The 24648-nt window shown below is 51.5% G+C and carries 35 protein-coding genes and 1 pseudogene; 2 read left to right on the top strand and 34 right to left on the bottom strand.

The genetic code is table 11. The features are described from left to right. Positions 1-26: 26 nt before the first annotated feature. From CWC46_RS07895 to CWC46_RS07735, 34 genes and pseudogenes are all read right to left on the bottom strand, one after another. Positions 27-473 carry a phage tail assembly chaperone gene (locus CWC46_RS07895; protein ID WP_021017412.1) on the bottom strand — a complete coding sequence of 149 codons (447 nt, stop codon included), beginning with the start codon at positions 471-473 and terminating at the stop codon, positions 27-29. Positions 474-476: 3 nt separating this feature from the next. Then, complete coding sequence (locus tag CWC46_RS07890) at positions 477-917, bottom strand: phage structural protein (protein WP_021017413.1); 441 nt, start codon at positions 915-917, stop codon at positions 477-479. 9 nt (positions 918-926) lie between these two features. Then, positions 927-2078, bottom strand: a complete 1152-nt coding sequence (locus CWC46_RS07885) for a DUF3383 family protein (RefSeq protein WP_037382598.1) — start codon at positions 2076-2078, stop codon at positions 927-929. 5 nt (positions 2079-2083) lie between these two features. After that, positions 2084-2635 (bottom strand): phage neck terminator protein, encoded by a 552-nt coding sequence (locus tag CWC46_RS07880; RefSeq protein WP_021017415.1) that lies wholly within the window; start codon positions 2633-2635, stop codon positions 2084-2086. Continuing rightward, a complete protein-coding gene (locus CWC46_RS07875; protein WP_021017416.1) occupies positions 2628-3014 on the bottom strand; it encodes a hypothetical protein in 387 nt (128 codons plus the stop codon). Before CWC46_RS07875 ends, CWC46_RS07880 begins: the two co-directional genes overlap by 8 nt. Continuing rightward, complete coding sequence (locus CWC46_RS07870) at positions 3014-3631, bottom strand: phage virion morphogenesis protein (protein ID WP_021017417.1); 618 nt, start codon at positions 3629-3631, stop codon at positions 3014-3016. Before CWC46_RS07870 ends, CWC46_RS07875 begins: the two co-directional genes overlap by 1 nt. Beyond that, positions 3628-4047 (bottom strand): DUF4054 domain-containing protein, encoded by a 420-nt coding sequence (locus CWC46_RS07865; protein WP_021017418.1) that lies wholly within the window; start codon positions 4045-4047, stop codon positions 3628-3630. The genes CWC46_RS07870 and CWC46_RS07865 overlap by 4 nt, the downstream gene beginning before the upstream one ends. Beyond that, positions 4016-4297, bottom strand: coding sequence for an STY1053 family phage-associated protein (locus CWC46_RS07860; RefSeq protein ID WP_021017419.1), 282 nt, complete (start codon positions 4295-4297; stop codon positions 4016-4018). The genes CWC46_RS07865 and CWC46_RS07860 overlap by 32 nt, the downstream gene beginning before the upstream one ends. Positions 4298-4336: 39 nt before the next feature. Next, positions 4337-5278 carry a DUF2184 domain-containing protein gene (locus tag CWC46_RS07855; RefSeq protein WP_021017420.1) on the bottom strand — a complete coding sequence of 314 codons (942 nt, stop codon included), beginning with the start codon at positions 5276-5278 and terminating at the stop codon, positions 4337-4339. Between the two features lie 11 nt (positions 5279-5289). Next, positions 5290-5784 carry a structural cement protein Gp24 gene (locus CWC46_RS07850; RefSeq protein WP_021017421.1) on the bottom strand — a complete coding sequence of 165 codons (495 nt, stop codon included), beginning with the start codon at positions 5782-5784 and terminating at the stop codon, positions 5290-5292. A gap of 3 nt (positions 5785-5787) precedes the next feature. Continuing rightward, positions 5788-6990: a DUF2213 domain-containing protein gene (locus CWC46_RS07845; protein WP_021017422.1), complete on the bottom strand. Its 1203-nt coding sequence runs from the start codon at positions 6988-6990 to the stop codon at positions 5788-5790. A 52-nt stretch (positions 6991-7042) separates the two neighbouring features. Next, a complete protein-coding gene (locus CWC46_RS07840) occupies positions 7043-7591 on the bottom strand; it encodes a phage head morphogenesis protein (protein ID WP_037382600.1) in 549 nt (182 codons plus the stop codon). A gap of 55 nt (positions 7592-7646) precedes the next feature. Beyond that, the gene (locus CWC46_RS07835; RefSeq protein ID WP_021017424.1) at positions 7647-9098 is read right to left on the bottom strand and encodes a DUF1073 domain-containing protein; all 1452 of its coding nucleotides are present in this window, start codon (positions 9096-9098) and stop codon (positions 7647-7649) included. Between the two features lie 4 nt (positions 9099-9102). Beyond that, positions 9103-10494: a PBSX family phage terminase large subunit gene (locus CWC46_RS07830; RefSeq protein WP_416354389.1), complete on the bottom strand. Its 1392-nt coding sequence runs from the start codon at positions 10492-10494 to the stop codon at positions 9103-9105. After that, complete coding sequence (locus tag CWC46_RS07825; RefSeq protein ID WP_021017426.1) at positions 10424-11233, bottom strand: hypothetical protein; 810 nt, start codon at positions 11231-11233, stop codon at positions 10424-10426. Before CWC46_RS07825 ends, CWC46_RS07830 begins: the two co-directional genes overlap by 71 nt. 14 nt (positions 11234-11247) lie before the next feature. Beyond that, complete coding sequence (locus CWC46_RS07820; protein ID WP_021017427.1) at positions 11248-11430, bottom strand: hypothetical protein; 183 nt, start codon at positions 11428-11430, stop codon at positions 11248-11250. Positions 11431-11498: 68 nt separating this feature from the next. Beyond that, positions 11499-11729, bottom strand: coding sequence for an Ig domain protein group 1 domain protein (locus CWC46_RS07815; RefSeq protein ID WP_101377481.1), 231 nt, complete (start codon positions 11727-11729; stop codon positions 11499-11501). Positions 11730-11812: 83 nt separating this feature from the next. After that, positions 11813-12346, bottom strand: coding sequence for a hypothetical protein (locus CWC46_RS07810; RefSeq protein ID WP_021017429.1), 534 nt, complete (start codon positions 12344-12346; stop codon positions 11813-11815). A 2-nt stretch (positions 12347-12348) separates the two neighbouring features. Next, positions 12349-12867 carry a lysozyme gene (locus CWC46_RS07805; protein ID WP_021017430.1) on the bottom strand — a complete coding sequence of 173 codons (519 nt, stop codon included), beginning with the start codon at positions 12865-12867 and terminating at the stop codon, positions 12349-12351. A gap of 2 nt (positions 12868-12869) precedes the next feature. Further along, positions 12870-13109 carry a phage holin gene (locus CWC46_RS07800; RefSeq protein ID WP_021015876.1) on the bottom strand — a complete coding sequence of 80 codons (240 nt, stop codon included), beginning with the start codon at positions 13107-13109 and terminating at the stop codon, positions 12870-12872. Between the two features lie 247 nt (positions 13110-13356). Then, positions 13357-14427, bottom strand: a complete 1071-nt coding sequence (locus CWC46_RS07795; protein WP_021017431.1) for a DNA-methyltransferase — start codon at positions 14425-14427, stop codon at positions 13357-13359. A 515-nt stretch (positions 14428-14942) separates the two neighbouring features. Further along, on the bottom strand, positions 14943-15638 hold the full coding sequence (locus tag CWC46_RS07790) for a bacteriophage antitermination protein Q (RefSeq protein ID WP_021017432.1): 696 nt from the start codon (positions 15636-15638) through the stop codon (positions 14943-14945). After that, positions 15635-15766 carry a YlcG family protein gene (locus tag CWC46_RS22810; RefSeq protein WP_021017433.1) on the bottom strand — a complete coding sequence of 44 codons (132 nt, stop codon included), beginning with the start codon at positions 15764-15766 and terminating at the stop codon, positions 15635-15637. Before CWC46_RS22810 ends, CWC46_RS07790 begins: the two co-directional genes overlap by 4 nt. After that, positions 15763-15948, bottom strand: a complete 186-nt coding sequence (locus tag CWC46_RS07785) for a recombination protein NinG (protein ID WP_021017434.1) — start codon at positions 15946-15948, stop codon at positions 15763-15765. Before CWC46_RS07785 ends, CWC46_RS22810 begins: the two co-directional genes overlap by 4 nt. Further along, positions 15941-16378: a recombination protein NinB gene (locus tag CWC46_RS07780; protein ID WP_021017435.1), complete on the bottom strand. Its 438-nt coding sequence runs from the start codon at positions 16376-16378 to the stop codon at positions 15941-15943. Before CWC46_RS07780 ends, CWC46_RS07785 begins: the two co-directional genes overlap by 8 nt. Before the next feature lie 136 nt (positions 16379-16514). Beyond that, positions 16515-16763 carry a hypothetical protein gene (locus CWC46_RS07775; protein ID WP_021015870.1) on the bottom strand — a complete coding sequence of 83 codons (249 nt, stop codon included), beginning with the start codon at positions 16761-16763 and terminating at the stop codon, positions 16515-16517. Positions 16764-16860: 97 nt separating this feature from the next. Continuing rightward, positions 16861-18600, bottom strand: coding sequence for a DNA cytosine methyltransferase (locus tag CWC46_RS07770; RefSeq protein ID WP_021017436.1), 1740 nt, complete (start codon positions 18598-18600; stop codon positions 16861-16863). A 281-nt stretch (positions 18601-18881) separates the two neighbouring features. Then, positions 18882-19355, bottom strand: a pseudogene (locus tag CWC46_RS23225) (class I SAM-dependent methyltransferase); the annotation flags it as partial. Beyond that, a complete protein-coding gene (locus tag CWC46_RS07760) occupies positions 19348-20037 on the bottom strand; it encodes a hypothetical protein (protein WP_021017437.1) in 690 nt (229 codons plus the stop codon). The pseudogene CWC46_RS23225 and the gene CWC46_RS07760, both read right to left, overlap by 8 nt. A gap of 125 nt (positions 20038-20162) precedes the next feature. Then, entirely contained in the window at positions 20163-20903 is a 741-nt protein-coding gene (locus CWC46_RS07755; protein WP_021017439.1) for an ATP-binding protein, read from the bottom strand. A gap of 17 nt (positions 20904-20920) precedes the next feature. Next, positions 20921-21778 (bottom strand): DnaT-like ssDNA-binding domain-containing protein, encoded by an 858-nt coding sequence (locus CWC46_RS07750; RefSeq protein WP_021017440.1) that lies wholly within the window; start codon positions 21776-21778, stop codon positions 20921-20923. After that, positions 21778-22500, bottom strand: a complete 723-nt coding sequence (locus CWC46_RS07745; RefSeq protein ID WP_021017441.1) for a hypothetical protein — start codon at positions 22498-22500, stop codon at positions 21778-21780. Before CWC46_RS07745 ends, CWC46_RS07750 begins: the two co-directional genes overlap by 1 nt. Positions 22501-22527: 27 nt before the next feature. Next, positions 22528-23037, bottom strand: coding sequence for a toxin YdaT family protein (locus CWC46_RS07740; protein WP_021017442.1), 510 nt, complete (start codon positions 23035-23037; stop codon positions 22528-22530). Between the two features lie 17 nt (positions 23038-23054). After that, positions 23055-23258: a helix-turn-helix transcriptional regulator gene (locus CWC46_RS07735; RefSeq protein ID WP_021017443.1), complete on the bottom strand. Its 204-nt coding sequence runs from the start codon at positions 23256-23258 to the stop codon at positions 23055-23057. A gap of 110 nt (positions 23259-23368) precedes the next feature. Between CWC46_RS07735 and CWC46_RS07730 the strand changes: the two genes are divergently transcribed. Together CWC46_RS07730 and CWC46_RS07720 are read left to right on the top strand one after the other, a co-directional pair. Continuing rightward, positions 23369-23758: a helix-turn-helix domain-containing protein gene (locus CWC46_RS07730; protein WP_037382513.1), complete on the top strand. Its 390-nt coding sequence runs from the start codon at positions 23369-23371 to the stop codon at positions 23756-23758. Between the two features lie 475 nt (positions 23759-24233). Next, entirely contained in the window at positions 24234-24425 is a 192-nt protein-coding gene (locus CWC46_RS07720; protein WP_021017445.1) for a DUF1482 family protein, read from the top strand. The last annotated feature ends 223 nt before the right edge of the window (positions 24426-24648 follow it).

Genomic DNA, 24648 nt, shown 5'->3' with positions numbered 1-24648 from the left:
TTCGCCGTCAGGCAAAGCATTAAGCGTCAGGCCTGATCCACCGAGGTGACTGTCTCGCTCGTAGGGAGTGCGCGCAAAAAATTTCCGAGGTTATCGCCCACCACACGCGCAGCGATGCCGAGCATCGCAAAGAGGTCGATATCGTCGAACATCAGCACACCATCGCTGAAAATCGGCGTCCAGTTACCCATCGCGCTTTTACGTGAAACCACTTTCAGGCAGGGATGCAAGATCGCATCTACGCTTTCATCCGGCATTTCTGCCAACGCATCGGCTATCTTCGGCAGCACTGTTTCAAGCGTCTTGAAGATCTCTTCCTGACCAGGCTTTTTGTCTTTCAGCGTATTTTTCAGCAGGGCCACATCTGACACAATTTTTGCGATCAGCGGCAACACCTTACGGGACACTTTCAACTGTTCAAAAACGCTGAGTTTCGCGGCGCGATATTCCACGCTGTTGATAGTAAATTCCATCTGTTAATACTCCCCGAGAAGAGGGTCGATCTTGCCGCAGTCGAATACCCAAACGTTATTATTACCGACATTTGCGTTAACAATATCCGGGTGTTTCTGGAATGCGCAGCTGCGTGCCGTGATGGTGTCGCCACTGACTTTGTTGCGGATCACGATGATGTTATTTCCCCATGTAGCGGAGGAAAGGGACTGGGCGTTATAAGCCAGGTTCAGCTTTTTGTTAACTGGTGATATTTTAAGCAGGTTAACTGTAATGGTACCTGACTTACCTGCGTGCAGGCTGTGCATCACTTCACCGTCAGCGCCAACCGTCATGGTGTTTTTCGCTTCAGCGTAGGATACCGTTACACCTTCGTTGGAGTTAGCTGATCCATACCCCAAATCAATAGATCCGGTCGGTCCTACCAGCGTGACGGAAACATCCATAAAAGAATAAGTAGACATGCTGCCCCCTTAGCGCACCACAGTGATTGCAACGGAACCGTAATGCACGGCTCCGGCCAGTTTCGCGAGCACCTGAATCGGCACTCCTTTGCGCGCTTCGCGGTCAACCTGCAACTGGTCAGCCACGCTTTCGGCATAGATGTAATATCCCTTAGTGAGGGTATCCCCTGTAGAAATCACACCCAGTGGGCCTCCTGTCCAGACGCCTGGCGCAAACAGACCGTTATTGACCGCTTTGTCCAGCACTGCCTCAATGTTTGCTATTCGGGTGGTTGTACCCGCATCGGTCTGCGGAATTTTTGTGGTGCTGGTATAAAGCGTGTTGAAATCTGCGGTCTGCACTGCATTTTGCAGCCAGTCGAGGCCGTGGCGCTCATCGAAGAAATCGCCGTTCGACATCACACCCTGCTCCAGAATCGCCGTGTCGTTTTCGTAGTACACGTAAACGTTACAGTTCTTCACCTCAAGGTTGTTGGCCTGGCTGATTGTCAGCGTTTCATACGTGACACCCGGCTCCTGTTTAAATTTCAGGGTGATCGTGGTGTTGCTGGCGGTGAAGTCGACAGTGAATGCGCGCGCGAACGCCGACAGCGCGGCATAGCGGCTGCTGGTCGAATACTGGATAAACGTACGGCTGTATTTGGCCGCTTTCAGCTTCGACGACAGATCGGTTGTAGTTGCGGCCACCAGCGTATCGGCTTCATTGGTAGTGATGCCGAAAATGCGGGAAACGCTCGCAGCTTCGATAGCGGCAGCCACACTGATAATGTCGGTATCAGTAGGATAATCCGCTTCCGGCACAGCCAGATGCAGACCGTACCAGCTGTTGAAGTCCATCAGCGCATTTACAGCTTGCAGCAGAGTTTCAACCTCACCGGCTTCGGCTACGTCCAGTGTTTTCACCCAGCGCCCGACATAAACCTGAGTGGGCTGTGGAGACTGGGAAAACCAGATAACAGCGGCTTTATACTCTTCGCTGTCCACCCCGAAATCGTCGCCGATATCATCAGCACTGGAGTAAAGGCGCAGGCGCTCTGCGATCGGAATAACAGTTGAATCGCCCAGAATAAGCATGGAGCCAAAATTTCGGCCCTGCGCTGCACGGGCGGAGAGAGTCACTGTCACATTTGTGACGCGACTTAATGGCAGACTTTTCTGCACCATGATTAATCTCCGGTGATGATTTCTACGTTAGGAATGAGGATTGATTTTACGTTGTAAGTGCGGGTGTTTTTGCGCAACAGCGTTACGGTAATGTCGTACCGGCGCACCCACTGGTTATTGATTAATTCCGGGAGGTTAAAAATTTCCCCGAACTCCAATAGAGACAATCCTGCTGCCTGGCGAAGAGTGTCCTGATTTTGCTCTACGGCAATGCCAGCACGGAAAAGTGACGCCATACCAGAGCCATGAGGACCGTAAAAGCAGCACAACACAGTGACCTGTTCCCATGTCCACTGTTCGCTGTTTTCTTCGCTGACCTGAACGTTTGCTGGCGTGTCAGGTAAGGGATTGGTCGTGATACCAAAGCCTACCCACGTTATGCCGTTTTTAGGGATGGAGGATTGCGGATCAGTCCATCGGGGAAAGACCAATTTTGCATCAATTCCCGTGACGCCGCGTATCCAGCGACTGATTTCTCGCTCCAGCTCTTCGTCATATTCCGGAGCATCGCCAACTGGCGTCAGGTAGCCCGGTGCTGTGCTGTCATTACTCAACTGGCGTCCCTCCGTCAAAGTCCATCAGCTCACAATGCGCCTGAACGAATCCGGCACCGTACGCCGTGTAGGGATCAACGAAGGTCACCCGATATCCACGCCCGCGATAAGTCACGATATCAGCGTCAAGTCCAGTTTGCCCCTGCGTGAGCCGGAACTGGGTCACGATGAGAATAGCGCCGTTAATGTTCTGTCCGGCGGCCATGCGTTTGGTTTCCAGTGACCGGTCAACAGTAACAACACCTGAGAACGGGTGGTCAGCCGGCGTGTTAACAGGGAAATTGTCGTCATCCGTGGTCTGGGTGTTACGGTGACAAACAAGCGTGGTATCCACAAAATCCGGATCCAGCAGCACCTCTGATACGTCGAGAAACGGCATTACTTGCTCCTTACCACGTAGGTTATCGAACGCAGCAGATAGCCGTGGGCGTAAAGCGGCTTATCGCCAGGTAATCCCTGAGCACGGCGCGCCTGAAGTGTTTTATCAGACAGCGACTGCAATCGGTCGCCGTCGCTGATGACCTTTTTAGCGCCATCGGAAGCGATAATTCCAGCTCTCTCCAGTTCTTTCTGTGCGCCAGCAGTATTGCCCTCCAGCGCCAGACCCGCTGAGGCTTTGAGGTGTTCTGTTGTGCGTTCGCGGGTATCTTCAATACCGATATCAAGAAACGGGCGGGGTGGCAGCGTCACAACCTGCGCTTTAACCGTATGAGTGGTGGCAATATTGCTTTTTTTTGCTTTTACAAAGCGGCCACCATTCTTCAAATCCCCATTGGCATCCACCTGTCGATAAATCGTTGTGGTGTGCTCAGGGATAAGAATCGTTGCGCCCGTAGAATGGAGATACCCCAACTCAGCATTATTAAATGGCGCACCGTCCTCTCGCGCGGCGTTACCCTCTGGTATACCTACAAGCACATCCATACCAGAAAGTTTCTTTAGTGCAGCAAGCACTGAGTCAGCATTATCCGTCGTTACCGTCAGGCCGCTTTTCATTCCGGTATTCCCAGTTGAATTGCTCCGGCACCGAATATCATCAGGTATTCCCAGAACTCAGAACCGTAACGGGTGTTATTCCAGAAACCCGCATCAGGATTCAGCGTGTTGCTGGCGTCATAACTGGCACTGACCTTGTCCACGGACTTAGCCGTCATAATCCCGGTGTTAATCCCGCCCGCTCCGCCAGTAGCAACGGAGCGGTTATCCACCGCAGACAGAGCTAAATAATGCGCAACAAACAGGCCTGCGACATAAGGGAAAACATCAGTGCCAAACCGGCTTTCGCTCATCATCGCATCAACCAATGTCAGGCGCATCTGAACAACAGTATCGGGATAAGTGGTTGTGTCAGAGAACTGCGGAAAGGTTTGTCGGAAAAAATCAGGCGTCGGCAGGCTTTGATTTCTTGCCATTGGTAGTGGCCTCCGTCAGTTTCGCTTCCAGCTCGGCAATCTTCACGTCTTTATCGGTGAGTTGCGATTCCAGATCCGCAATACGCGGGTCATCCGCCACGGTCGGCGCTTCGCCGTTAGGTGAGCAGTGCGCTTTAACGAACCAGTGATCGGCTACATCATCATCCACTTCATGGAAACCCACTGAGAAATGCTTTTGCTCGCTGCCGTTATTGAAATTAAACGGAGCTAGTACGTAAATCTTTTTCATTGCCAGTCCTCATGAACGGCCCTTTCGGGCCGCTGCGGATTAGATGCCGTCAACGTACGCCAGCGTTTCCGGATAAACCGGCTCTACTGCACCCAACTTGCCGTAGTAGGTCACCAACTGGTACAGGCCACGATACTGGATCGGGACGCTCATCAGTGGAACCATCGGGAATCGAACGTATTTCTTGTCATTGGTGTAGAACGACATGCGGTCAGAGTTCGATACACCACGACCTATTGCCCATTTCACCGGACGGATATTCAGAGGACGCCCGTTCTGGTGATACGCGATAGTGTTGGTTTCAAGATAAGTCAGCAGTGACTGGTTACCTGCACTGGAAACAATGGTGCTTGCCAGCAGCGAGAACTGCGCTGGAGGCAAAAGCAGATCAGTAGGAACCATCGTGTAAGAGGAGTTAACCCAGGCCGCGCTCAGACCAGCATTAATTGCGTCCCGCATTTCGTCAGGACTGGACGTCGCGAAGGTTTTGGCGGCATTTGTCGGCGTCACCTGAGACAGGTTCAACAGGCCTTTTACGCCAAGCCCTGTATCGCCCGTGTACACTTGCTCGTCGGTGTCCATGTTCCACTTGAGCTGCATGCCATCATACTTCTGGGTGTCGATAGGACGCCCAACCTGTGCGGCAGCCTGCAATTCCGGCACTGTCCAGCCAAGCTCCATACCCCATAAGGTGAGCGGGAAACCCGTTTTTGCGATGTCGACGTTAACGCCAGCCATCGCGGTAGGGATTTTGCTCAGCCAGTTTTTACCGTTGGCATTCGGTGTACCGGCAGCAGCAAAAGTGGTGTTGGTGAACGAACTGATTTCATCAGCGATAGAAACGTCTTCGCGCAACTGGATATCGCGCGACCAGGTATAACTCACCAGCGGCAGGTTCAGTGTCTGATCGAGACGTTCCAGTTCATGGATAAGAAAGGCACCAGTACCGTCGACTGTCGCCTGGTCAAATGTCATTGGCATTTGCGATTTCCTTAAATATTAAAGGCCAGTTCAATGTTTCCGCTGGTGTCGCCCGGGCCATTGAAGTAAGCGTTAGTGATCTGGACGGTGTTCGTACCATCTGCGGCAGCAAGAAATGCGCCGAGAGGGCTGGATGCGGATGGTGTATCCACGCGCATATAAACCGGACTGCGCAATGCAACACCCGAAGCATCAGCCCCAAGGTTTACCGTGACGTAGCCGCGTACCAGGGAATCGCCAGTAAAGTTTTTACCACTGCCTACCTGCTGAACTTTGTCCGGCTGGCTGGCGGTCGGATACGGGCGAACGTAAATACCCGCCAGCACTGCCGCTGTGTCGCTCGCAGCGATTGGCACGAATTTTCCTGAGGAAATCTTGCCGCCCAGACCGTAAGCAGAAAAAAGATTGGTGGAGTCCAGCAACTGAGGTTCTACAGTCAGATCCTGCGGACGAGAAATTGCCCCGGCGATGCCAGCAGGCATCCGGTAAAGAAAAGTATTCGACATGGATTAGCCTCGTTTAGACCAGAAGTCCTGCGCAGCCTGATTCATGCTGGCAATGGTTTTAACAGTGGTGGCAGTCTGCGTTTGCAGGCTGTCTGCAGTTTTGGTATTGCGGTTTTTCGCCAACTCAGAAACGGCGTTAAACGCCATATCAACCGTAGCTTTTTTCAGTTTGGTGATATCAGCATCACCAACGATTGAACGTACCAGAGACTGATCGGCAGATGTGAGAACCTGACGCTTGAACGCTGTCAGTTTCGCTTTCTCAGGTAACTGGATGCCGGGTTGAATGAGGTCAGCCCGGTAAGCGGCATCGCCGGTTACTTTGCCTTCTTCCTCTTTCTTCTCTTCTGCATCCTCATCACCGGTCTGCTGTTCCTGTTTCTCCAGGCCTTCCAGCTTGTCCAGACGGGCAATGATGGCCTGCGCCCATGCGGGCACGTTTTCCTCTGCGTCACCAGTACCTGGCAATGCCGGACCGGGCAGCGGGTTTTGCGGTGCAAGATTGATAACCACGCCACCAGGTGTCATAGAGGATGTGACATCATCATCCCCGGTAACGGTATCTGGCGGATTATCGATAAGGCTCGCCATTTCGGCGGCATCATTGGTTTTACGAGCGCGCACGAGGCGCTCCCACCAATTCTTGGCTTTGTTTGGCATACTATCTCCAAGTGCGCAACGTGAACCGGCCCGCCCGTTAGGGACTAAAGCCAGATGATTACCGGTGATCGCGTATTGTTCCGCGATACCCGGCGAGATTTGGCGGTAATCTGCGTCGTAGCCGCAGCTCACCTCATCGTCACCGTCTTCCACCGCCTGGATGGCTTCGGGTGTCTTTACGATAACGTCAGCCAGTTGAAGGTCTGAATTTTCCCCGCTACCGCGCCTGACGTTCTGAATGTGTCCGTTTGCCAGTTGTCGCCAGTTGGCTGGCGTGACAAAAATTATGTTGCCATTGAAGTCTTTCGGGTGACCGATAGTGACGGCCATTCCCTCAAACGAAGCGATCGTGCGCTCGCTGAATACCTCTTCCGGCGTCCGGCGAACGACTATCAACTCCTGGCTGTCTGGCTCGATTTCTGGCAACTCTTCCGCGCCATAGACCTGTTCGCCTGTGCGGCCAATAGGCACGTCTTTAAACAGAACGGAGCCATCCGCCAGTTGATAGCGGGTATTCCCCAGGCGGGTTTTAAAAAAATATTTCATGGGTTACCTGCTGAATTGCGGGCAATAAAAAAGGCCGCTCAGTGGCGACCTGTTATTTTCTTGGCTCGGGTATCTGAACTTCTGACCAGCACTTGCAATTAGGCAAGCATCCGGCGTGACCAGTCATGCCATCAAGGGTCGGTGGGTCATCCCAGCGAACAAACTTATCTTTCATCTTGCGATGTGATGGTCTCGTTCCTGCCCCTTCAATGCGCCACCAGTAGCCCTCAGAACCAACGGCAAGCGCGCGAGCTTGCGTCAGTGCGCCTGTAGCCCTGCCAATCTCGGTACGCGCTATCATCTGCGCTCGACTGGCTGCCACATCACCGGAGGCCATAATCATTTCGTACAGCGCATCGGGCCGTTCACCGCGAATAACCGCTTCTATTGCCCGATCCTGAATCTCAGAAACGCGTCCAGCGGCTTCAAGCGGTAACGACTTCATGTACTGAACCTGACGGGCCACGATATCCTTCGCGACCATCCCGACTGGCGTGTTACCGACAACGTCGCGCAACCCGACAGAGATTTGTTCTGACACTGATCGCCACTGGTTCCACTCTTCCTTCTCGACCTGGGCGAACATCTTGTTGCCGACCATTTCAGCCCAGTTGCTGATTAGCTCTGAATAATCCACCAACGTGGCAGCCGTCTTATCAGCGCTTGCCTGTGAACCATCGTAGGAACCCGCCACTATTTCGCCGATCTGGTTGGCTATCGCCAGTAGGCTCTTTCTGTACTGTCGCTCCGATTTGCGGCGGAGGTTCGGTTTCAGATTCAGCCTCCTCCCACTGAGACTTGGCATTTTCTATATCCTCGTCTGAAATGCTGGCCCCAATCCCGGTAACGTCAGCCATTTCGCGCAGGTCAGTCAGCGCAGCCGCCGGAGACATCCCCAATTCGCGAACTGCCGTTGCCAGCGCGTTAGCCGTGTTTGTTGCGACCGTTGATCGGTCAACGTCCGACATCTGCCAGAGCGGGTTAAATTCAAAGGTGAAATCGTCCGGCAATGGCTCGCCGAACTCTGAGCGATGCAGGACATCGAACAACAGGCGAATATGCGAGCGAAGGTCGCGTTCCTGCTGCGTACCCACGTCACCATAGTAGTTAGCCAGGTCAGCGTCACCCGTAGAGAATCCTTTCGGGGATTGTCGGAACATACGCACCAGGGGGATTCCAACGGCCCCGGCAATGTCTTCTTTAAACTCACTCAGCAGGTCAGACAATCCGGCAAACGAATATGAGTGCGTTTCAAAGGTGTCCTCCGCGTCGAAAAGCGACATACCCTCGTTGGTCTGGAACTGGCGCACCAGGTCCATCTGTTTGACAAGTGCTTCAAACGGCTTGCCTCCCATGGCAATTATTTCACGCAGCTTTTTAATCTTTGCGGTGCGAAGGTGTGCTTTGTAGGCAAGCTGAGCTGCGCCAACGCTGGTACTGTCATAGGCAGTCAGGCGGTCAAAGATGCGCTCGACGACAGACATACCCCACTCGTTTTCGGTTGTTTTCTGCTGGTACGGCAGTTTCACACCATCCATACGAATCAGGCGAGAATGGTGCAGCGTCCAGGCGGGTAACCCCTGTGCCGTTGTCACGATGTCATAAAACTCAGGCTTACCCAGGTTTGGACCCAGCGTTTTAATGCGGCGCGCTAGCTGCGGGTTAAGCATCCAGCGATCCAGTACCGCCAGACCTTTGAAACTTCCCTTGCCAACTTTATCGAGGATAAGGGGGGTTAACGGTGCCTGACCTTCGATAAGAATCAGTGCGCCCGCTCCACCGTAAAGCCGTGACCATTTCAGCGCCTCGTTGAGTGCATCCCACAGTTGAAGCTCTTCAAACTTCGATTCCAGAATGCCGCGGCGCTTCGGGTCAATCTCACTGGTAATGCGCACGCCTTTTTTGGTCATGTCGTCGGGGATGGCGTCAACGGCCACCCCAATGATCCACGACGAGCGATATGCCCACTCAATAAGCAGGCGGTTACGGCTGGTATAGTTCGCCTTGTACGTAGACGCAGCGTGCTGGTTCGGTTGCTGCATGCCAACGCGGGCAATAAAGTTATCGTACGAATCCGCCGTGGCGAACCTTCCTGTTTTTTTCGCCATACGGTTATTCTCCAAGCTTCGCCCAAACATCCATAGCAGTGTCGGTAGGTGCGAACGCCATAATGAAAGCATCAGCCACGTTAGGTGACGGCACATCACGTTTAGCCAGGTCTTTTTTACTCTCAACCATCACTCGACCATTTTTGTCAAAATCACGATGTGGTGTTGTCAGTTCCAGCTTGAGCTTTTCCAGCAACGGGCAGGATGAATCGATGCTAATCAGTTCATCGACTTCAAACTTTTCACTACGCTTTACCGCGTTGTAGGTATTTCGGAAACGGTCGGCCACCAGCCACCACGCCTGCGCTTTCATATTTGCAAAGAAATCCTGATTGGGAATACTGTTGTATTCCTGTTCTGGTTCATTAACGCCAGCACCGGCATTGAAACGCTGATAGTTAACATCCCTGGCATTCGGATTATCGCGTTTTCTATCGAAGTTAATTTCTGAGAATTTAGCGCCAGCAGATGCGCCCACACCAATGCTGTCGTAGACAATATCAGCACCGCGCTCTAATGCAGCCTGGTAAGTACGCTGACAGGATTTGAGTAACTCATCTTCTTTGGCGGACCATTCATCAGCCCAGTAAACAACTGAACCGTGGCGGTATACGTTGGCACATTTATCCGCTCCGCTGTCCGCAACGTCAAACCCAACCCGTTTACGCCCATTAGGTTCAAAACCAAGTGCTTTGTGAGCATCAACGGCCGCCTCAATCCATGAAAGTTTGATAATGGCGACATCATCATCGGAATCAGGAACGCCAAGATAGACATGTTCAAACCCTTCCGGATCACGTCTCCTTGCCGCCTCAATAACTTCCAACATGGTGTCGGACAGGAATGTATTTTCGTCGTAGTTGATTTTGCGTATCAGCGTGTTTTCTGGCGGGTCCACCACAAAATTACGCCAGACAAAATCGGTCACCAGATTGGGATTGAAGATAAACCAGCATTCAGAGGCTTCTTTACGGATTGTGGGTTCAAGTATTTCCCACTGTTTTTCTGTCAGACCATGCGCCTCTTCAAGCCACAGAACGTCGATAGATTCGAGGGATTTTATTTCCTCGATATTTCGCCATAAGCCATAAAAAACAAATTCACTTCCCGTTACGCGGTTAATGATTTTGTTGTCCAGAATGCGAAAGCGGTGTCGCAAACCGAATCGGTCAATCTGGATTTTAAGCAGTGTGTAAACCGATTCTTCTATCTTGTTCTGTATCTGCCTGGCACAGCAGAAACGCAGCGTGTACTTATTGGCAAGAAAAATAGCAATGCCGGCAGCATCCCACGACTTACTCGAAGCGCGGCCACCGTAAAGTACCTTATTCCTCGCCTTGGTTGTCCAGAACGGCCTGAGTGCCGGATTCAAGGACGGGCGTTGGGTTGTCAGCATAGAAATCATCCAGACCGCCTGAGGCGTCATTATTCGGATCACCGAGTTCGAGTTTCAGACGATCGACCTCGAGCCCCACTTTCTCCGCCGCTATCTCACGATAATTTGTGTCAGCGAACACCTTACGGATTGTTGCGGTGGTGCCCTCTATCGATTCTATTCGAACGGTATTGCGCATCATGGCTTTGTCCGCAGAGCTGATTTTTTCCAGCAGCCCTTTTATCTCGTCGTGATTAGCGTCTTCCAGTTCAGTTTTCCAACGCCCAATATTTTCCGAGGCGACCAGGTTGCTGGCGCGCAGGCGAAATAGTTCGTCGTCGAGCGTCAGCGCCTTTGCATCTTCGATTACCTCATCACTCAATAACAGGCGCCGGGCGTAGCCACCATGCTTGAGGGAAAGCTGATTATTCGGTTTGAAGGCGTTAACTGGTGGATCGGTACGCGAGCCTCGAATCGGTTTCGTATTTTCAGGAGGCTGACTTTCCCCCGTTGCGTTCTTTTTCGAATCGTCAGAAGTGGCGCGCTTTTCCGTGGTACGCACACTTTTTTTTTGCGTACCACTTTTGCGTACCTGCGTACTTTTTTGCGTACCTTTTTTTTCGCTGCGTACCCATCCGTGTTTTTTGGCGCGCTTTCTTATCGCCCCTTCACTGACGCCGTAAATTTTAGCCAAATCACGAAGGGAAAGTTGTCCGGCGCAGTAATCACGTTCAAGGCCGCTTTCCTCGGGATTTGCCATACCCCCTCCGGAGTTTATTTAACGAACGTCACTTTCGTGGTTATCAGTCGGCGAATAAGTCTCGCGGCTTCACGCTCCATATCAGCGATGGTTTCTGACGTTGCAACCTTGCTGCGGTATTTGCGTTCAATTTCTGCCAGAACAGCGTTTACGTCAGCGCTGCGTGGTTCGATGATTTCTACATTTAAACGCGCCATTTAAAAATCCTTACGGCTGATTACGGGCATTATCGATGGCTCTCATTGAAAGCCACCTGTAATGCTGTTTAGATCAGGAATTTGTTTTTCAGAGCGACTAGATCGGCCTCTGCATCTTCACCCAGAACTTCGATACCGTGTTCGATAAATGCGACCACTTTGTCGAAATCAGCTTTCATGGCTTCCAGTGGGGATAATGCTGCTGGCATGGTATCAGTGGTGGTTGGTTCTGCTGTGACAGTTTTGTCGGTTGCTGGAGCGGTTTGGGTTGTTGCGACTTCTACTGGTATATCTGACATTGTTGTAACTCCTGATGTTGGGGTTTCAGTCGTATAGACTGGGGTGTAATAGATGCTTTTCAGCCATGTAAGAAAGCGCTTAATCATTTCTGTCTGGCCTCTTCGATTTGCTTGATGCCATCGAGCTGGTTGTTTAACTGGTCAACCGTCGTAAGCAGCGGGTCAATCCAGTAAACAGCCTGTCCGTATGTCAATCTGCAGCCGGTGGAAGTGGCGGGGCTACTTTCTGCAGCAGGCTGGCCGGTATCGGTGTGCATTGCGCTGGCACGTAAACTGTTCGCGTATCCGAGCAGCCGGCCAGCAACAGCAGAATCAATACACTTGCCGCTGGCAGGATCGCTTTTGATAATCGTTCGGTATTCAATTTTTCTCTCCTGGCTTTTTCCGACGATTCGCACCGTGTACAACTGCGCAGCGCCAGCAATTTGATTTGCTCGCTGGAAGTTAAACGCCTGGGTTGAAATGGTTTCTGACTGGAGCGCGTTGTCAGACTGAAGCTGGCTCACCTGCCCTTTTGCCTCGACAGATTTTCCGTAAAAATGAAAAGCCAAAAATATCATCAGAGCGATAAAACCGGCTGCGAACGCGGTTACGCTGATGCGGAACCAGTTGATCATGGTTAGCCCTCCAGACAGAGCGCCTTCTCTTTATCGCGACGAACCACCAGCCCCGGCAATTTTTTACCACCGCCGTATACCCAACGCGGAAACTGTTCACACGCTGCATGAATATTTCCGGCCCGGAATAACTGGAACATCGTTGATTTTTGCATCGTCGGGCAACCGGCATTAAAAGCGATACTTGAGGCAGCGCTGAACGCACCATCCGGCAACTTTTTTCCGTTTGCGTATCTGTCAACGCAGCGTTCAGCGTCGAGAATGTTTTTCTGCCAGTCTGCCGCGATTTGCGCGTCTGTTTTACGGGTTCCATCTATCACACCGTGAGTGTTGCCAATGCCATCTGTCAAAATGCCTGCTGGACACACATACGGATCACGACGACAAGATTCAGCATTGCCGATCAACTCTAACCCACGTTCATTTGTACGAACCTGTCCGTTAGAAACCACGATGGCAATTATTGTCATTACGGAACACACCACACCAACGGCACCACCCGCTTTCTTAAAGTTGGCCATGATTAATCTCCGCGAATAATCGTCTTCCCTAACGAGGCCGCGGCCTCTATTGCTCGGGTTTGTCTGCGTTGAAAATAAACATTCGTGAAATACGTCGCGATAGCCACTACGATCCCGATAATGACCGCCGCCTGGCTCCAGTCGATGTGGTGAAACCAATCGAAAAATTTTCCTAACGCGATTAGCAGGCCGGATGACGAATACGCTCCAGCCGTCGTTATTTTCTCAGGCATTTTAATCATGCTCCGGCCTCCTCGACGTTCCCGAGGGTAGTGATGTAGTAATAGGGATCTGCCCGTTGCCGTAGGCGCTTCGTAATTTAGAATTGATCGTCAGATTTGGCAGGGGCAGAAAAAGGAAAGGCCCACCGAAGTGAGCCTTGGAGCTAACTTAACACATAGTGATTTAGGTTAACGCATTAAGCAGCGACTAGTTCCAGGCGTTTACCCAGCGCTGATGGCGGGTTTCTAAAATTCTATCGCTTGCAGATTAAGTAGAAGGCTTTTCTATCTCCTGGAGTGTTTGCCGATATCGTTCCTCCTCCATCTCGACACCAAGAGCATGACGCCCCAGTGCGATAGCGGCCTTGATTGTCGAGCCTGACCCCATAAAAAAGTCTGCAACCACTTGGCCGGGCCGACTGCTGGTCTGGATGATATGACGCATCATATCTGCCGGTTTCTCGCACGGATGTTTGCCTGGATAATACTGAACAGCCGGGAATGCCCAAACGTCGGTATAAGGAACTGCGGATGTTACAGCGAACGGCCGTCGCAAATCTCGGTATTGCTGGCGCAACTCGTCATATTCCACCACCAGCCCGGCATAGGTTTTACTCAAGGCATCGTAATGTTCAAGTAAATCAGGGTGGGAATCCACCAGCGGGCTGCCCATGCCAGAAATAGCCGCTTTATCAGCGAACAAATTTTGTAATGCTGCGTACTGCACCGAGTTCGGCAACTGCCATTGACTCTCTGAAAACCAATGTGAGCACATCTGGGTACCAGTTACTGTATTGATCTCCGTAGCGGTAATTTTTAACCCAGAGCGAGCATTGCGAAAATAATCAATCAGTGGTCGAAATACCTGAGCTTTCAACTCCTGGCACTTGGTGGCATAGCCTACCTGTCCTTTTGCAAATCCCTCAGAACCGTAATGACCAGCAAAAACGATCCGCTCAGTCGCGGGGAAATATGCCCGCAAGTCCTCTTTACGCATCCGGCGCCAGGGACCCGACGGTTTCGCCCATATAATGTGGTTCAATACATCAAAACGCTGACGCACCAGCAATTCGGTATCTGCCGCTAGACGCGATCCGCAAAACAGATAAAGGCTGCCGGCCGGCTTCAGGACGCGCCAGAACTCTGCCAGCATGTCATCCAGCCACGCAAGATAGTTTTCAATGCTTTCCCACTGTCGATCCCATGCACACGCTTTAACTCGGTAATACGGTGGATCGGTAGCTATCAGATCGATACAGTTATCAGGGAGCGTTTTGATAAATTCGAAAGAATCAGCATTAACAATATTAATGCTGTTTAAATTTACAGTATTTTCCATGGATCAGAGTCACCCTTTTTGATAGGCTCCATTTGCTGTGTGCACATCAGCAATGGGCCTCGGTTCGCTCGTGACCTTCTAACGGGTGAATGGTGTGCATGATGTTATCAGCATCATGCACACCGCCCATTCCACAAACAATCAAGCCCCTGCATATGCCAGGGATTTCTCTATTCGATACCACACTCTCGCAGTGGTCGCGCTCACGCCCTTGAGTCTCTGTCGCTTCTCGCCGCTGATAACCGGTGCGCGTTTGGCTGTCGCGCTGCTTTACCGGAGCTTGTTTTGATCTATGAACCCTGACCCATCGCTACACAGGCTCGCCGACTGGCGACTCGGGGCAGCATCATGACTGCTGCATTGTCACTACTGACCGCGGTCTATCCGTTTTGCCATCACATGATTCATATCCCCCAGAAATACAAAAACCCGCTCAGTGGCGGGTTATCTTTGCTATTCATTGTCGAAACTTAAAGTTTTGACATCATATCAAAGTAAACTTAAATATGGCCTATTTAGTTCGGTTTTGCAATACATGATTTGTAATTTGTCGATTTTTGCTGTGATCGTGTTTTTGAAACCGATATCAACGCAGCGCGATCTAGGTCGGCAAAAATTCGGGTCATGGATAGCCAGTGCGGCTGATACATTTCTGACCATGTGGACTTATTTACACCCGCTAGCGCCGCTAAATCCGCGTGCTGATAAACGTCATTATTGCGTCCTGCAACTTGAAACCTAACGTCCTGCGCCGCCAGCCAGATCATCGCCCGTAACCGTTCGCGCGTTTTTTTCGCAATTCGCCGTCCTTCAATGCTCTCGCTGAATTTTCCCCAGCCAAATTTAACGATAATGGTCTGGAGTTGGAAATTGGTATCACCAGCGTAATTCCAACGCACCCATGCATTCTGATGCTCCTCGATTACGCTAATGGCGCGACGCCATGACGCTGTTGAATACTCAACAGGGATTACCAGCGGGATCGCGTGGCCTTTTGCGTGTGATTGTTTGCCCGGAACAGGAGGATTGCGCAGCATGATTTTCTTTCCTGTTACCTCATCAACGACAAACTGACGTTTGCGCGGGTAACGTTCGTGCGTGAACTGTAGTTGTTCCACCAGCGCCGCCAGTTGACCTTTTGTCCGCCCCGAAAAATCGGCGGTGGCCAGCATGATTTCTTCACGAACGTACTGCAGGTACTGATTGTTCACGCGCCAGCCCTCCCCAGCATTTTCTGATAATTACGCAAAATCCGGTAATCAATAACTACTGAGCCGGAGTAGCGGTATATGCGCAAGCGACGCCAGCGCAGGCGCAGAGAATCGGTGATATTTTTCATTGTTTTCCTCCTGCGGCGCGCTCTGCCCGCTGATTTTTATCCTGCTGGCGCTGGCGCTCTTTTTCGCGCAACTGGATAGCGTACTGTGCTCCATGTTCCGGGCAGCACCAGCGAATGTTGTCGAATTGCGGAGTGAACCTTTCACCACAGATTTTGCACTTACGGCGGGATGGTTTACGCATGCATCCTCCCGAAATAGTCCAGCGAATAACGCACTTCTCGGAGTTGAACGCCATTACCAACGGCAAAAGCCTGCGTGTACTCAATCAGGCTGTTCATGCGCTTAATGCCCATCTTTGAGGTGCTTTCACGAATGGCGCAAAACTCGCCCTCAATCCCGGGAACAACTTCACCAGGTTTACCGGTGGCTACCGCATGCCCGGAGACAAACAGAACCTTCCATTCAGATAGGTTCCGGCGTTTCCCTGCCCATTGCAGTTGCTTTGACACATCGCTGCATAGCGCGTGAAAAAATGAGTTCTGCGGCAATGTACGATCGGGGTCAGAGACAGACACAACGAGTGGAAAATCAGCGTTCAGCGGCTGCTGATTGATATAGTCGATAAGGTTTTGGCGAATACGCTTATCACGCAGGAGGAATTTTACAGCCACGCTTCACCCCCTGAGAGGCAAAACGCAAATAACAGAAAATCGCTGGCATCGCTAAACGTCAGTGAATGGGGATTTTTTATGTGCAATAGCGCCATGGTGTTCTCCATTGGCGCGGCAGGTCATAGGTTGTTCAGGCCTATGAGGGAATGTTACCAGAGGTGCTGGTAATTCGGTAGCCTGCTTTCTCGAGCATTTGCATAAACAACGAGGGCGTACCCACTATTTCATCATGCTGCAGAGGCATAAACGAAACCATATCTCCACTCCTATACATTAGCGCCCGATCACAATCCGGGAAATCCATGAACTTCGCTACAACAACCTGATCACGGCACCTAACCACCGCATAGCCAGTGGCTGGCAATTGTTCCTGTTCTTCGGCCACTCCAACTCCCTTTTTGAATAACTGTACAAATATACAGTAATAATTATTAACCTTAGCTAACACAATTGCAACGAAAAAGGAGTTGTTGTGGACTTGATCACGCAGCTACCTCCTGCCGTGCCACGCACATTTCCGGCAGATTGGCGCGAACAAGCGCCTCTGCGAACGGCGGCGGTACAGCATTGCCGCACCGCGCTACCTGCTTGTCTTTGGCGTATTTGGTTCCGCGATAATCTTGATCGATGATGTACCAGCTCGGGAAACCCTGAGCTGCGTAAAGCTCGTGCGGTTGCAGCATGCGCATGCCGATATCAACGATCTGATAGTCGATTCCCTCTACAGTCACCAGTCCGAACCGGTCATGGCTGACGACTGTATGCATAGGGTCATTGATATCGACGCCCTCTTTCTCGTTGCCGTAGTATTTCAGCAAGAATGCGCGCACTTCTCCAATGTGCAGGCCCCCGGCCGTAACTGTCGGCATCGGTTCAGTGACTGGCTGACCGTCTTTGCATGTGCCGCGCAACTTGACCAGGTGCGACGAAACCAATGCATGATGATCTGTCGTCGTCACTGTATGGGCGGGTTCATCCATCGCAGCGCCGGGACCAGTGTAGTTTCCACCGTAGTGCTTTGCGAGAAACGCGGAAACCAGCTGCGACTTTCCACCACCGCCGGCAGTGATCGTGCCGTTGGGTTCATCAGCACCATGCCCCACGCTATTTCCGAACTGACGAGCAATGACCGGAGCGATCAGCGCGGTGTGGCATTCTTTCAGGATTGTGTTCATTGGTAGGTCAATACAGCGCGGCTTTGCTGAATATTTCGGGCCACCTGCACCAGCAAGAAACGGCTGTACCAGCGCATAGCCGGGCGTTTTAGTGATCGTCTGCAACGGCTCGTTCAGCGACTGCCCACGGAAACAATCGTATTTCGTCCGGTTGCTGGTGTGGTTGCACTTGACGATAAACGGCGTCGGGTTATTGATAACAAAACGTTCCACCCCACGCGCTATACGGCGCAACGTGTTTTCAGCCAGCGGCTTTTTGCGCTCGAAAATCGACGGGCAAGGAATCGACCAGTCGATACATTCAGCTGCTGTGCGCCACGGCACCAGCTTCCCACTTTGCACGTCCAGTGATTTCGGATCCCCGTGGCTCGCAGCAGGCCATTCAACTGGCTGGCCGTCACAACGCATCACCATGAAGAACCGGCGCCGCCTGGTCGGCGCGCCGAAGTCGCAGGCGCGTAACTCTTTGTGGTCAACAACGTAGCCCAGACCGGCGACCAGGCGGCAAACGTCGTCGCTGTTAACATCGATGTTCAGCACTTCGCAACACTCAGCAATTGCCGGATGATCCGCTGCAATGCCGGTGGTCAGCATGCCGATGAAAGCAGCAAAGGTTTTACCAGCGCGCGCCGGATCCGGATGCTCTGTGCCATCTTCGGTGGCCAGCAGTGGCCCCCACGTTTTAAACTCCTCGACGTTCTCCAGCATCATGACGCGTGGCCGCACGGCCAGCGCCCAACGCAGCACAATCCAGGCAAGTCCACGGATAGCCTTTTCAACAGGCTTCGCGCCTTTGGCCTTTGAGAAATGACGGCAATCAGGGCTGAACCATGCTAGGCCCACCGGGCGGCCAGAAGTTGCCGCCATGGGATTAATATCAAACACGCTTTCGCAGTAGTGCAAGGTGTCAGGGTGATTCGTCGTGTGCATGGCAACGGCGTTTTCGTCGTGGTTGATGGCGATATCAACGCTACGGCCAATCGCCAGCTCAATGCCGGTACTGGCTCCGCCGCCGCCCGCAAAATTATCAACAATGATTTCACTCACGAGTAATTCTCCATGGCATTGACCAGTGATTTGGTCGCTTTGACGATGTCCGGTACCGACATTTTTTCCAGCCACATACGATTAATGTGATGATGTAACCGACGCTGATGATGCGCCGGAATTTCCCCAGCGCGTTCAACCTGCGAGTAGACCATTTCAACTTCTGCAGGCCATACCGTTTCCGGCACATCCACCAGCATCATCGATTCCAACTCGATAATACGTCTGGTGGCGTATTGCAGGAGTGGATCGGTATCCTCCGCCACCGCTGGCAACACGCCGTCTTTCAGAAAACAGATCCAGTGTGTATTCGAGCGTTTGCCGGATTTATGCCCTATTACAGGCTTATGCTCCGTCAGAGTCAGAATCAGGCTTACAGGAATATGCGTTTCGTTCCATTTGAAAATAAGCGTACCTCTAGGCCGCAGCACCCGAAATGCCTCACGAAAACCAGCACGCAAATCATCTCGCCATGTTTCTTTGTTCAGCGCTCCATACTTGGCGCGCATGTAGCTGTCGTCACCAGCACGAGCAAGATGCGGCGGATCGAATACTACCAGGCTAAAATTTTCATCGGCGAACGGCAGGCTGCGAAAATCAGCGATCACATCAGGTGAAATCTCCAACGTCCGTCCATCACACAATGTATGCGTTTCCTGACGGATATCGCTGAAAACGGCACGCTGATCGCTCTTATCGAACCAGAACGCGCGGCCACCGCAGCACATATCAAGAATTGGTGATACATCAGTCATGCATCACCGTCCTTACGTTCAGTGCGTCTGTGTAGCGTACCCAGCACGCAGCCGCGCCATCTTCTGTATCGAATATACTCACTAGTATCCAGCCTGTGCCGTTCGGCGGTGTTGGGTTCCATGCCGAAACCGTGTCGCTGTTGTAAACGCATTCTTCACAAAAATCGAAAGACATAAACGTGTAGTCGTGCTCCATACCACGTTCAGCGTGCCAATTACGCACCTCTTCTGCCGTAGCCCCTTCTTCAAACGGCGGGTTGTATGCGGGGTGATACCAAAATCCACTCTCATCGCGCTCAGGGAGCGCAGGCCTAATGCGGGGATCATTCACGGACTGCGGGTCTACGGCGTCATTGCAGGCTTTTTCGATTAATGGAATGACCTCTGGCGTGGCACCATCCAATAATTTTCTCAATTCCGATTGTTCAGAGCGTAGCGAAAGAATTTCCGCATTCAACCGGGTACATTCCGTTACAACACCAGCCAGTACAGATTTGTCTGGTGGAATATCCAACGCATGACGAATACATTCCATCTCACGTGACATGCTGGATTTGATAGATAAAAGCCGTTCAAGTCGATTAGCAATAGCAGCCAAAAACGGCACTTCTAGTGATTGATCATCCGTGGCCATTGAGCGAACAAATTCAATCATCACCGTTGTAGACATTTCAGGTTTCATGCCCGTACCTCCGCCAATAGCTGATTAAATTGTTCCTGCCGGGGGTCCTCGTTGGTCTTGATATAGCGAGCAACACGCTGTTTAGTCGTTAATTTTTTGGTCATTGGTCAAATCTCGATTGTTGTTTACTTGACCACCCTCAGGTGGCTTACGTTTTTTCGATAACTGCCCCATGTAAAATTCACCCAGACGCCGTTATCTATCGTGAGGCGGTCTATTACGCGCTCACCTAACACACGACTTAACTCTTCAAAATTCAAATTTGTTAGTACTCCCACAGGTTTCATTGCCGCCAGTCGACGATCGATAATCTGATTCAGAATTACCCACTCGCCACGTGTTTCTCGTTGAACACCGACTTCATCCAAAATCAGCAGGTCGACACGACATAAATCATCTAGCAATGAGGATTCAGACTCACCACCGTCGTAACAATGGCGCACTCGCAACATCAGGTCAGGAACAGTGACAACCAGTATGCTGCATTTTTGCGCCAGCAAGTGATTACCAATGGCGGCGGCTAAATGATTTTTCCCGGTCCCACATCCACCGCTGAACACAAAACTGGCGAACCCCATGCCAAAATTCTGTGCGTAACTTTTCGCTCTACTCAACGCATTGCGCTGGCCGTCATTAGTGACCTGGTAGTTAGCAAACGTGCAATTCCTGTGCAGGTCACAGATACCAGAACGTCCCATAATTTTCTCAGCACGTACTCGCTGGTTTTCCTGCGTGATTTCTGCGCTACGCTTCATGGACTCCTCGCGCTGCCAGGCGATCCACTCCTCCGGCGTTTTGAATTTCGGCTGGATGCCAGGTGGCATGAGGCGTTGCAGGCGTGCCAGTAACTCAACTGATGATTTCATGCATATCCTCCGAATTTTTAGTTAAACCCTGGTGGTATTGTGTCGTTCGGCGCAGAAAATTGGGTAGCACTGGAACTACTTCGTCGCTTGTCAGTATGCGTTTTGGCGCGTTGTTGTCTTAGGCTCTGTGCAAACGCCTGTTCCCACTGCTGGTGGTGACGAACCTTCCCTTCTGGTTCCCAGTAATCCCTGAATTGCTGTAGCTCTTCAGGCGTGTAACCTGGTTCATTTCCCAAATAACACCCCCACAGAGCTGCACGGCGGGAAAAATCAGAGGATGGCAGCCAGCTTCCTGTAACGGGAATTTTCCCGATGAGTGAGAAATTGCCTTGAGGTTGCGGGTCTTCCAGAAAATCCTCATCGCATGCGCACGGTATACTCTCTATGTTTTTATCCTTTCCCTTCCCTTCCTTTTCCCTTCCGTCAGTGAGCACTCCTTCACTACTCACTGAGGACTCACTGAGTGCTCCTTGAGTGAGTAGTGAATCTAGCGGCGGGTTATCTACATCATTCACTGAATCTTTGCTATCGTTTGGCCCTGATTCAGTGAACCCTGATGGCATGGGAATACTGGATTTGCTGGGTCGGTTTATTTTCTGATGCTTTAGAAATCCAGGTATCCGCAAATAATTCACGCCATTCACTGAGTACTCAGTGAGTAATTCGTGAGTAATTAGCTCCGCTATCAGCGGTTCGCAGTCAATCAAGTCAGCTGGGAACACCTGCATTTTGATGCGTTTAGGCGATCGCTCCAGACATCCCCTATCATTCGCAAAATTGAACAGACCAATGAACAAGAGACGGGCAGCAATTGAGCATTCCACCACCTTTTCATCTGTCCAGAACTCTGGCTTGACTGTCCGTATACGCGCCATCAATTCACCTCAATGCGTTTAAACTCGATAACCCAGCACCATGGATTAGACGCCCAACTGCCCTCGCCATAGATGGATTGCCACACGTCGCGATACCATAGGAACGGATCGTACTCACCGCCATCAATGGCTCTCTCAGCCGGATATCCCTCGGCTATAATCCCATCACGCGGGGCGTGCTTAAGTTTCTCCACGCGCACATCGATGATTTCCAACAGAATGCGGCTGGCAGCGCGTGGCATATGGATTGACGGCTTCCAACACGAGCGACCATCTTCATAGCCGTCATCATCACACCATGTAAAACTGCCATCAGCGGCATAAATGACGTGACCGGAGTAGTATCCATTGCCGAACGGCATTTCATGAATGGCGGTTGCTGGTCGGTCTGGAATCCATGGAACCATCATGCCGTCATCATCAAATGCATAACTGACTACGCCCCACGTCTCCCGCACCCAGATGCGATCGCCGACATTGCCAAAAGGGCAATGGGCAGGAAAAGTTCTGTCGTTCCAGCACCCCATATCACCGCGAGAGTGAAGCACATAGCCGCTAGAGGGAACCCCGGCGCAGTAATGCCCCAGTTCAAGCCCACTGAAATTCAGGTTTAAACCTTTCTCCCGTGGCCTGAATTTAACCGGGCGCCGCGTCTGCGTCTTGCGCCCGTCGAGAATGGCGCGAACCATATCGCCGTTAAAAATCAGTCCGGTTTCTTTCATGACTGGTTACTTAATAGTATTCATTGGTCAAAACTCTATGGACTGGATATTTGCGCGCTGGTCGTCGCGCAGTCGCATCAGCGACGATATGCCAGCCGATAATTTCAGCTCGAACTCACGCGATGGAGCGCCGAGCAGAGCGGCGCTAAACGCGTCGCTGCAGGCCTTCATTGCGATAGACAGAAGCGCCAGCCGGTCATTTGGCTGTACGAGCCACAATCTGAACTGACTCGGCATTACGTCCAGGATTGACGGTGTTAATGCCGCAACGCACTGCTGAGCATGTTCCGAATCAGAATCCAACCAGCGGAATAGCTTCTGCATCTGCAAATAACTGCCCTCCGGAATTTCCAGCCCGGCGCCACCCTGCTCACGCCAGTGCGTCAGGATGTCAGTGGCCACAGCCTCACGGCTGCGCCAGTTGGCGGCCCATGCACGCACAGCATTGCGGATATGCTCATGTGTAATGGCCGGGTGATTTGCGTAAATCGGCACCAGCGCGCCGCGTTGTTTAAACTCTGTTACTGCTGTGTTCATGATTTCACCTGATCCTTTTAGGCTGCGGGAAACACGCTATCCAGCGTGCATTTACTACCAAGGCGATTTAGTGCCTCGACAATTTCACGGCACTCAGATAATCCGGGCGCCCGTAAACCGGCTTCGTAGTTCGACAGTCGAGAACGATTCCAACTAAGCGCATCAGCAAGCTGTGCCTGCGATAAGCCAAGTTTTTTTCGTTCGGCTTGAATGTTGCTCACTATTACCTCCTTCACAAAACGTGATGTGAGCATTAGACACAAAATGTGACTATCGGTCAACAACAAAACGTGAATTTTTGAATGTCACACATCGTGGTAACATTCGGAGTATGAAAACGATGTCAGAAGTGATCGGCGAGAGACTGAAAGAGCTCCGCACAAAACGGAACTTGAGCCAGGCGCAGTTATCGAAACTGTGCGGGTGGGCTACGGCTTCGCGTGTAGGAAATTACGAATCTGGATCCAGAAACATTGGAGCGGATGATGCAGTCGTACTGGCGCGGGCGCTGGGCGTGACTCCGTCAGAGCTGCTTTTCGGTGAACAGGGTGACCCGGCTAACTGGCTCAATGACAGACAGAGGGCCGTACTATTACTATTCGATCAATTGCCGGAAGCCGAGCAGGACAGAATGATCGATCTGTTTCAATTGCGGCTACGAGAACTTGATGATTACGTTGAAAAGTATCTGCGTGGTCGTTACAAGTTAGCTGATGAGTAACTAATCTTCTAACCTCCCCATCTATTCCCAACCCGCTCCGGCGGGTTTTTTTATTATCTAATCTTTGCCCAGCACTATCAAAAATTCATCAACACAATCTAACGCTATTATTAGCCACAAATCGTGGTTGACATATCAGACACAATATGTGACTATCATCCCAACACAACGCAGCAACACCCCACAGCAATAAGCATCAGGCAATACCACGAGTTACTTGATGGTGCGAAAGGGTTAAGTAGCCAGCCCGAGGCATACGAACATGACGGCAGTTGCTGAAATTGAAGTAGACGCGCAGCAGGTTAGAACCGTTCCGGCGACCCGCCGTCAAGGGCAATGAGGGGCTGATGATTAACCACCAGCAGTTACGAGAAGCACAACGCATGGCCGCAGCCGCAGTATCAAGCCGCGACAAAAAAAAATGGGAAGAGGCTAAACGCCTTTTTCGGCAGGCAACAGGGAGGACTTTGCACTAATGGGAACACTATTCGCGCTCGTTATCAGCGTTTGCATGCTGAACGGCAACTGTGATGACGCAGTTCTGGGCGTTTATGAGTCCAAGCAGGAATGCGTTCAGGACATGTATGTTCAGCGCGTTCACGGTGAATGTTATCCAGTTGAGGGGATTGTCCCCACAGGAGATGGCCAGCGCCCCGCTACACGTTAATCGAGTTTTGACCAATTGCCATTTGTTGGCCTGTTTGCCAGCACTGGGGAAACGCCCGCTCCACGTTACGGAGCACCAATTGCTGTGTGTAGTCTTTCGGCGGTGCGGGTTTATTACTTTACCAATCCGCCGCTTTTTAAAACGCAAAAAACCGCCGAAGCGGTTTAATGCGCCGATTCGCCGACCAAAGCAAATCGGAATCGAGTTTTGACCAATAACCACT

The organism is Prodigiosinella confusarubida, from assembly GCF_002847015.1.
Lineage (GTDB): Bacteria > Pseudomonadota > Gammaproteobacteria > Enterobacterales > Enterobacteriaceae > Prodigiosinella > Prodigiosinella aquatilis.
This window is presented reverse-complemented; position numbering and strand designations above follow the sequence as displayed.

Coding starts and splice junctions, on each gene's coding strand:
- CWC46_RS07870 (WP_021017417.1), bottom strand. CDS start 3,631: ATGAAAAGCGGCCTGACGGTAACGACGGATAATGCTGACTCAGTGCTT.
- CWC46_RS07800 (WP_021015876.1), bottom strand. CDS start 13,109: ATGATTAAAATGCCTGAGAAAATAACGACGGCTGGAGCGTATTCGTCA.
- CWC46_RS22810 (WP_021017433.1), bottom strand. CDS start 15,766: ATGAAAAATATCACCGATTCTCTGCGCCTGCGCTGGCGTCGCTTGCGC.
- CWC46_RS07805 (WP_021017430.1), bottom strand. CDS start 12,867: ATGGCCAACTTTAAGAAAGCGGGTGGTGCCGTTGGTGTGGTGTGTTCC.
- CWC46_RS07890 (WP_021017413.1), bottom strand. CDS start 917: ATGTCTACTTATTCTTTTATGGATGTTTCCGTCACGCTGGTAGGACCG.
- CWC46_RS07785 (WP_021017434.1), bottom strand. CDS start 15,948: ATGCGTAAACCATCCCGCCGTAAGTGCAAAATCTGTGGTGAAAGGTTC.
- CWC46_RS07730 (WP_037382513.1), top strand. CDS start 23,369: ATGAAAACGATGTCAGAAGTGATCGGCGAGAGACTGAAAGAGCTCCGC.
- CWC46_RS07760 (WP_021017437.1), bottom strand. CDS start 20,037: ATGAAACCTGAAATGTCTACAACGGTGATGATTGAATTTGTTCGCTCA.
- CWC46_RS07720 (WP_021017445.1), top strand. CDS start 24,234: ATGGGAACACTATTCGCGCTCGTTATCAGCGTTTGCATGCTGAACGGC.
- CWC46_RS07755 (WP_021017439.1), bottom strand. CDS start 20,903: ATGAAATCATCAGTTGAGTTACTGGCACGCCTGCAACGCCTCATGCCA.
- CWC46_RS07740 (WP_021017442.1), bottom strand. CDS start 23,037: ATGAACACAGCAGTAACAGAGTTTAAACAACGCGGCGCGCTGGTGCCG.
- CWC46_RS07835 (WP_021017424.1), bottom strand. CDS start 9,098: ATGGCGAAAAAAACAGGAAGGTTCGCCACGGCGGATTCGTACGATAAC.
- CWC46_RS07830 (WP_416354389.1), bottom strand. CDS start 10,494: ATGCTGACAACCCAACGCCCGTCCTTGAATCCGGCACTCAGGCCGTTC.
- CWC46_RS07860 (WP_021017419.1), bottom strand. CDS start 4,297: ATGAAAAAGATTTACGTACTAGCTCCGTTTAATTTCAATAACGGCAGC.
- CWC46_RS07810 (WP_021017429.1), bottom strand. CDS start 12,346: ATGATCAACTGGTTCCGCATCAGCGTAACCGCGTTCGCAGCCGGTTTT.
- CWC46_RS07865 (WP_021017418.1), bottom strand. CDS start 4,047: ATGGCAAGAAATCAAAGCCTGCCGACGCCTGATTTTTTCCGACAAACC.
- CWC46_RS07895 (WP_021017412.1), bottom strand. CDS start 473: ATGGAATTTACTATCAACAGCGTGGAATATCGCGCCGCGAAACTCAGC.
- CWC46_RS07855 (WP_021017420.1), bottom strand. CDS start 5,278: ATGCCAATGACATTTGACCAGGCGACAGTCGACGGTACTGGTGCCTTT.
- CWC46_RS07750 (WP_021017440.1), bottom strand. CDS start 21,778: ATGGCGCGTATACGGACAGTCAAGCCAGAGTTCTGGACAGATGAAAAG.
- CWC46_RS07825 (WP_021017426.1), bottom strand. CDS start 11,233: ATGGCAAATCCCGAGGAAAGCGGCCTTGAACGTGATTACTGCGCCGGA.
- CWC46_RS07845 (WP_021017422.1), bottom strand. CDS start 6,990: ATGAAATATTTTTTTAAAACCCGCCTGGGGAATACCCGCTATCAACTG.
- CWC46_RS07820 (WP_021017427.1), bottom strand. CDS start 11,430: ATGGCGCGTTTAAATGTAGAAATCATCGAACCACGCAGCGCTGACGTA.
- CWC46_RS07850 (WP_021017421.1), bottom strand. CDS start 5,784: ATGTCGAATACTTTTCTTTACCGGATGCCTGCTGGCATCGCCGGGGCA.
- CWC46_RS07795 (WP_021017431.1), bottom strand. CDS start 14,427: ATGGAAAATACTGTAAATTTAAACAGCATTAATATTGTTAATGCTGAT.
- CWC46_RS07745 (WP_021017441.1), bottom strand. CDS start 22,500: ATGAAAGAAACCGGACTGATTTTTAACGGCGATATGGTTCGCGCCATT.
- CWC46_RS07815 (WP_101377481.1), bottom strand. CDS start 11,729: ATGTCAGATATACCAGTAGAAGTCGCAACAACCCAAACCGCTCCAGCA.
- CWC46_RS07840 (WP_037382600.1), bottom strand. CDS start 7,591: ATGGTCGGCAACAAGATGTTCGCCCAGGTCGAGAAGGAAGAGTGGAAC.
- CWC46_RS07875 (WP_021017416.1), bottom strand. CDS start 3,014: ATGCCGTTTCTCGACGTATCAGAGGTGCTGCTGGATCCGGATTTTGTG.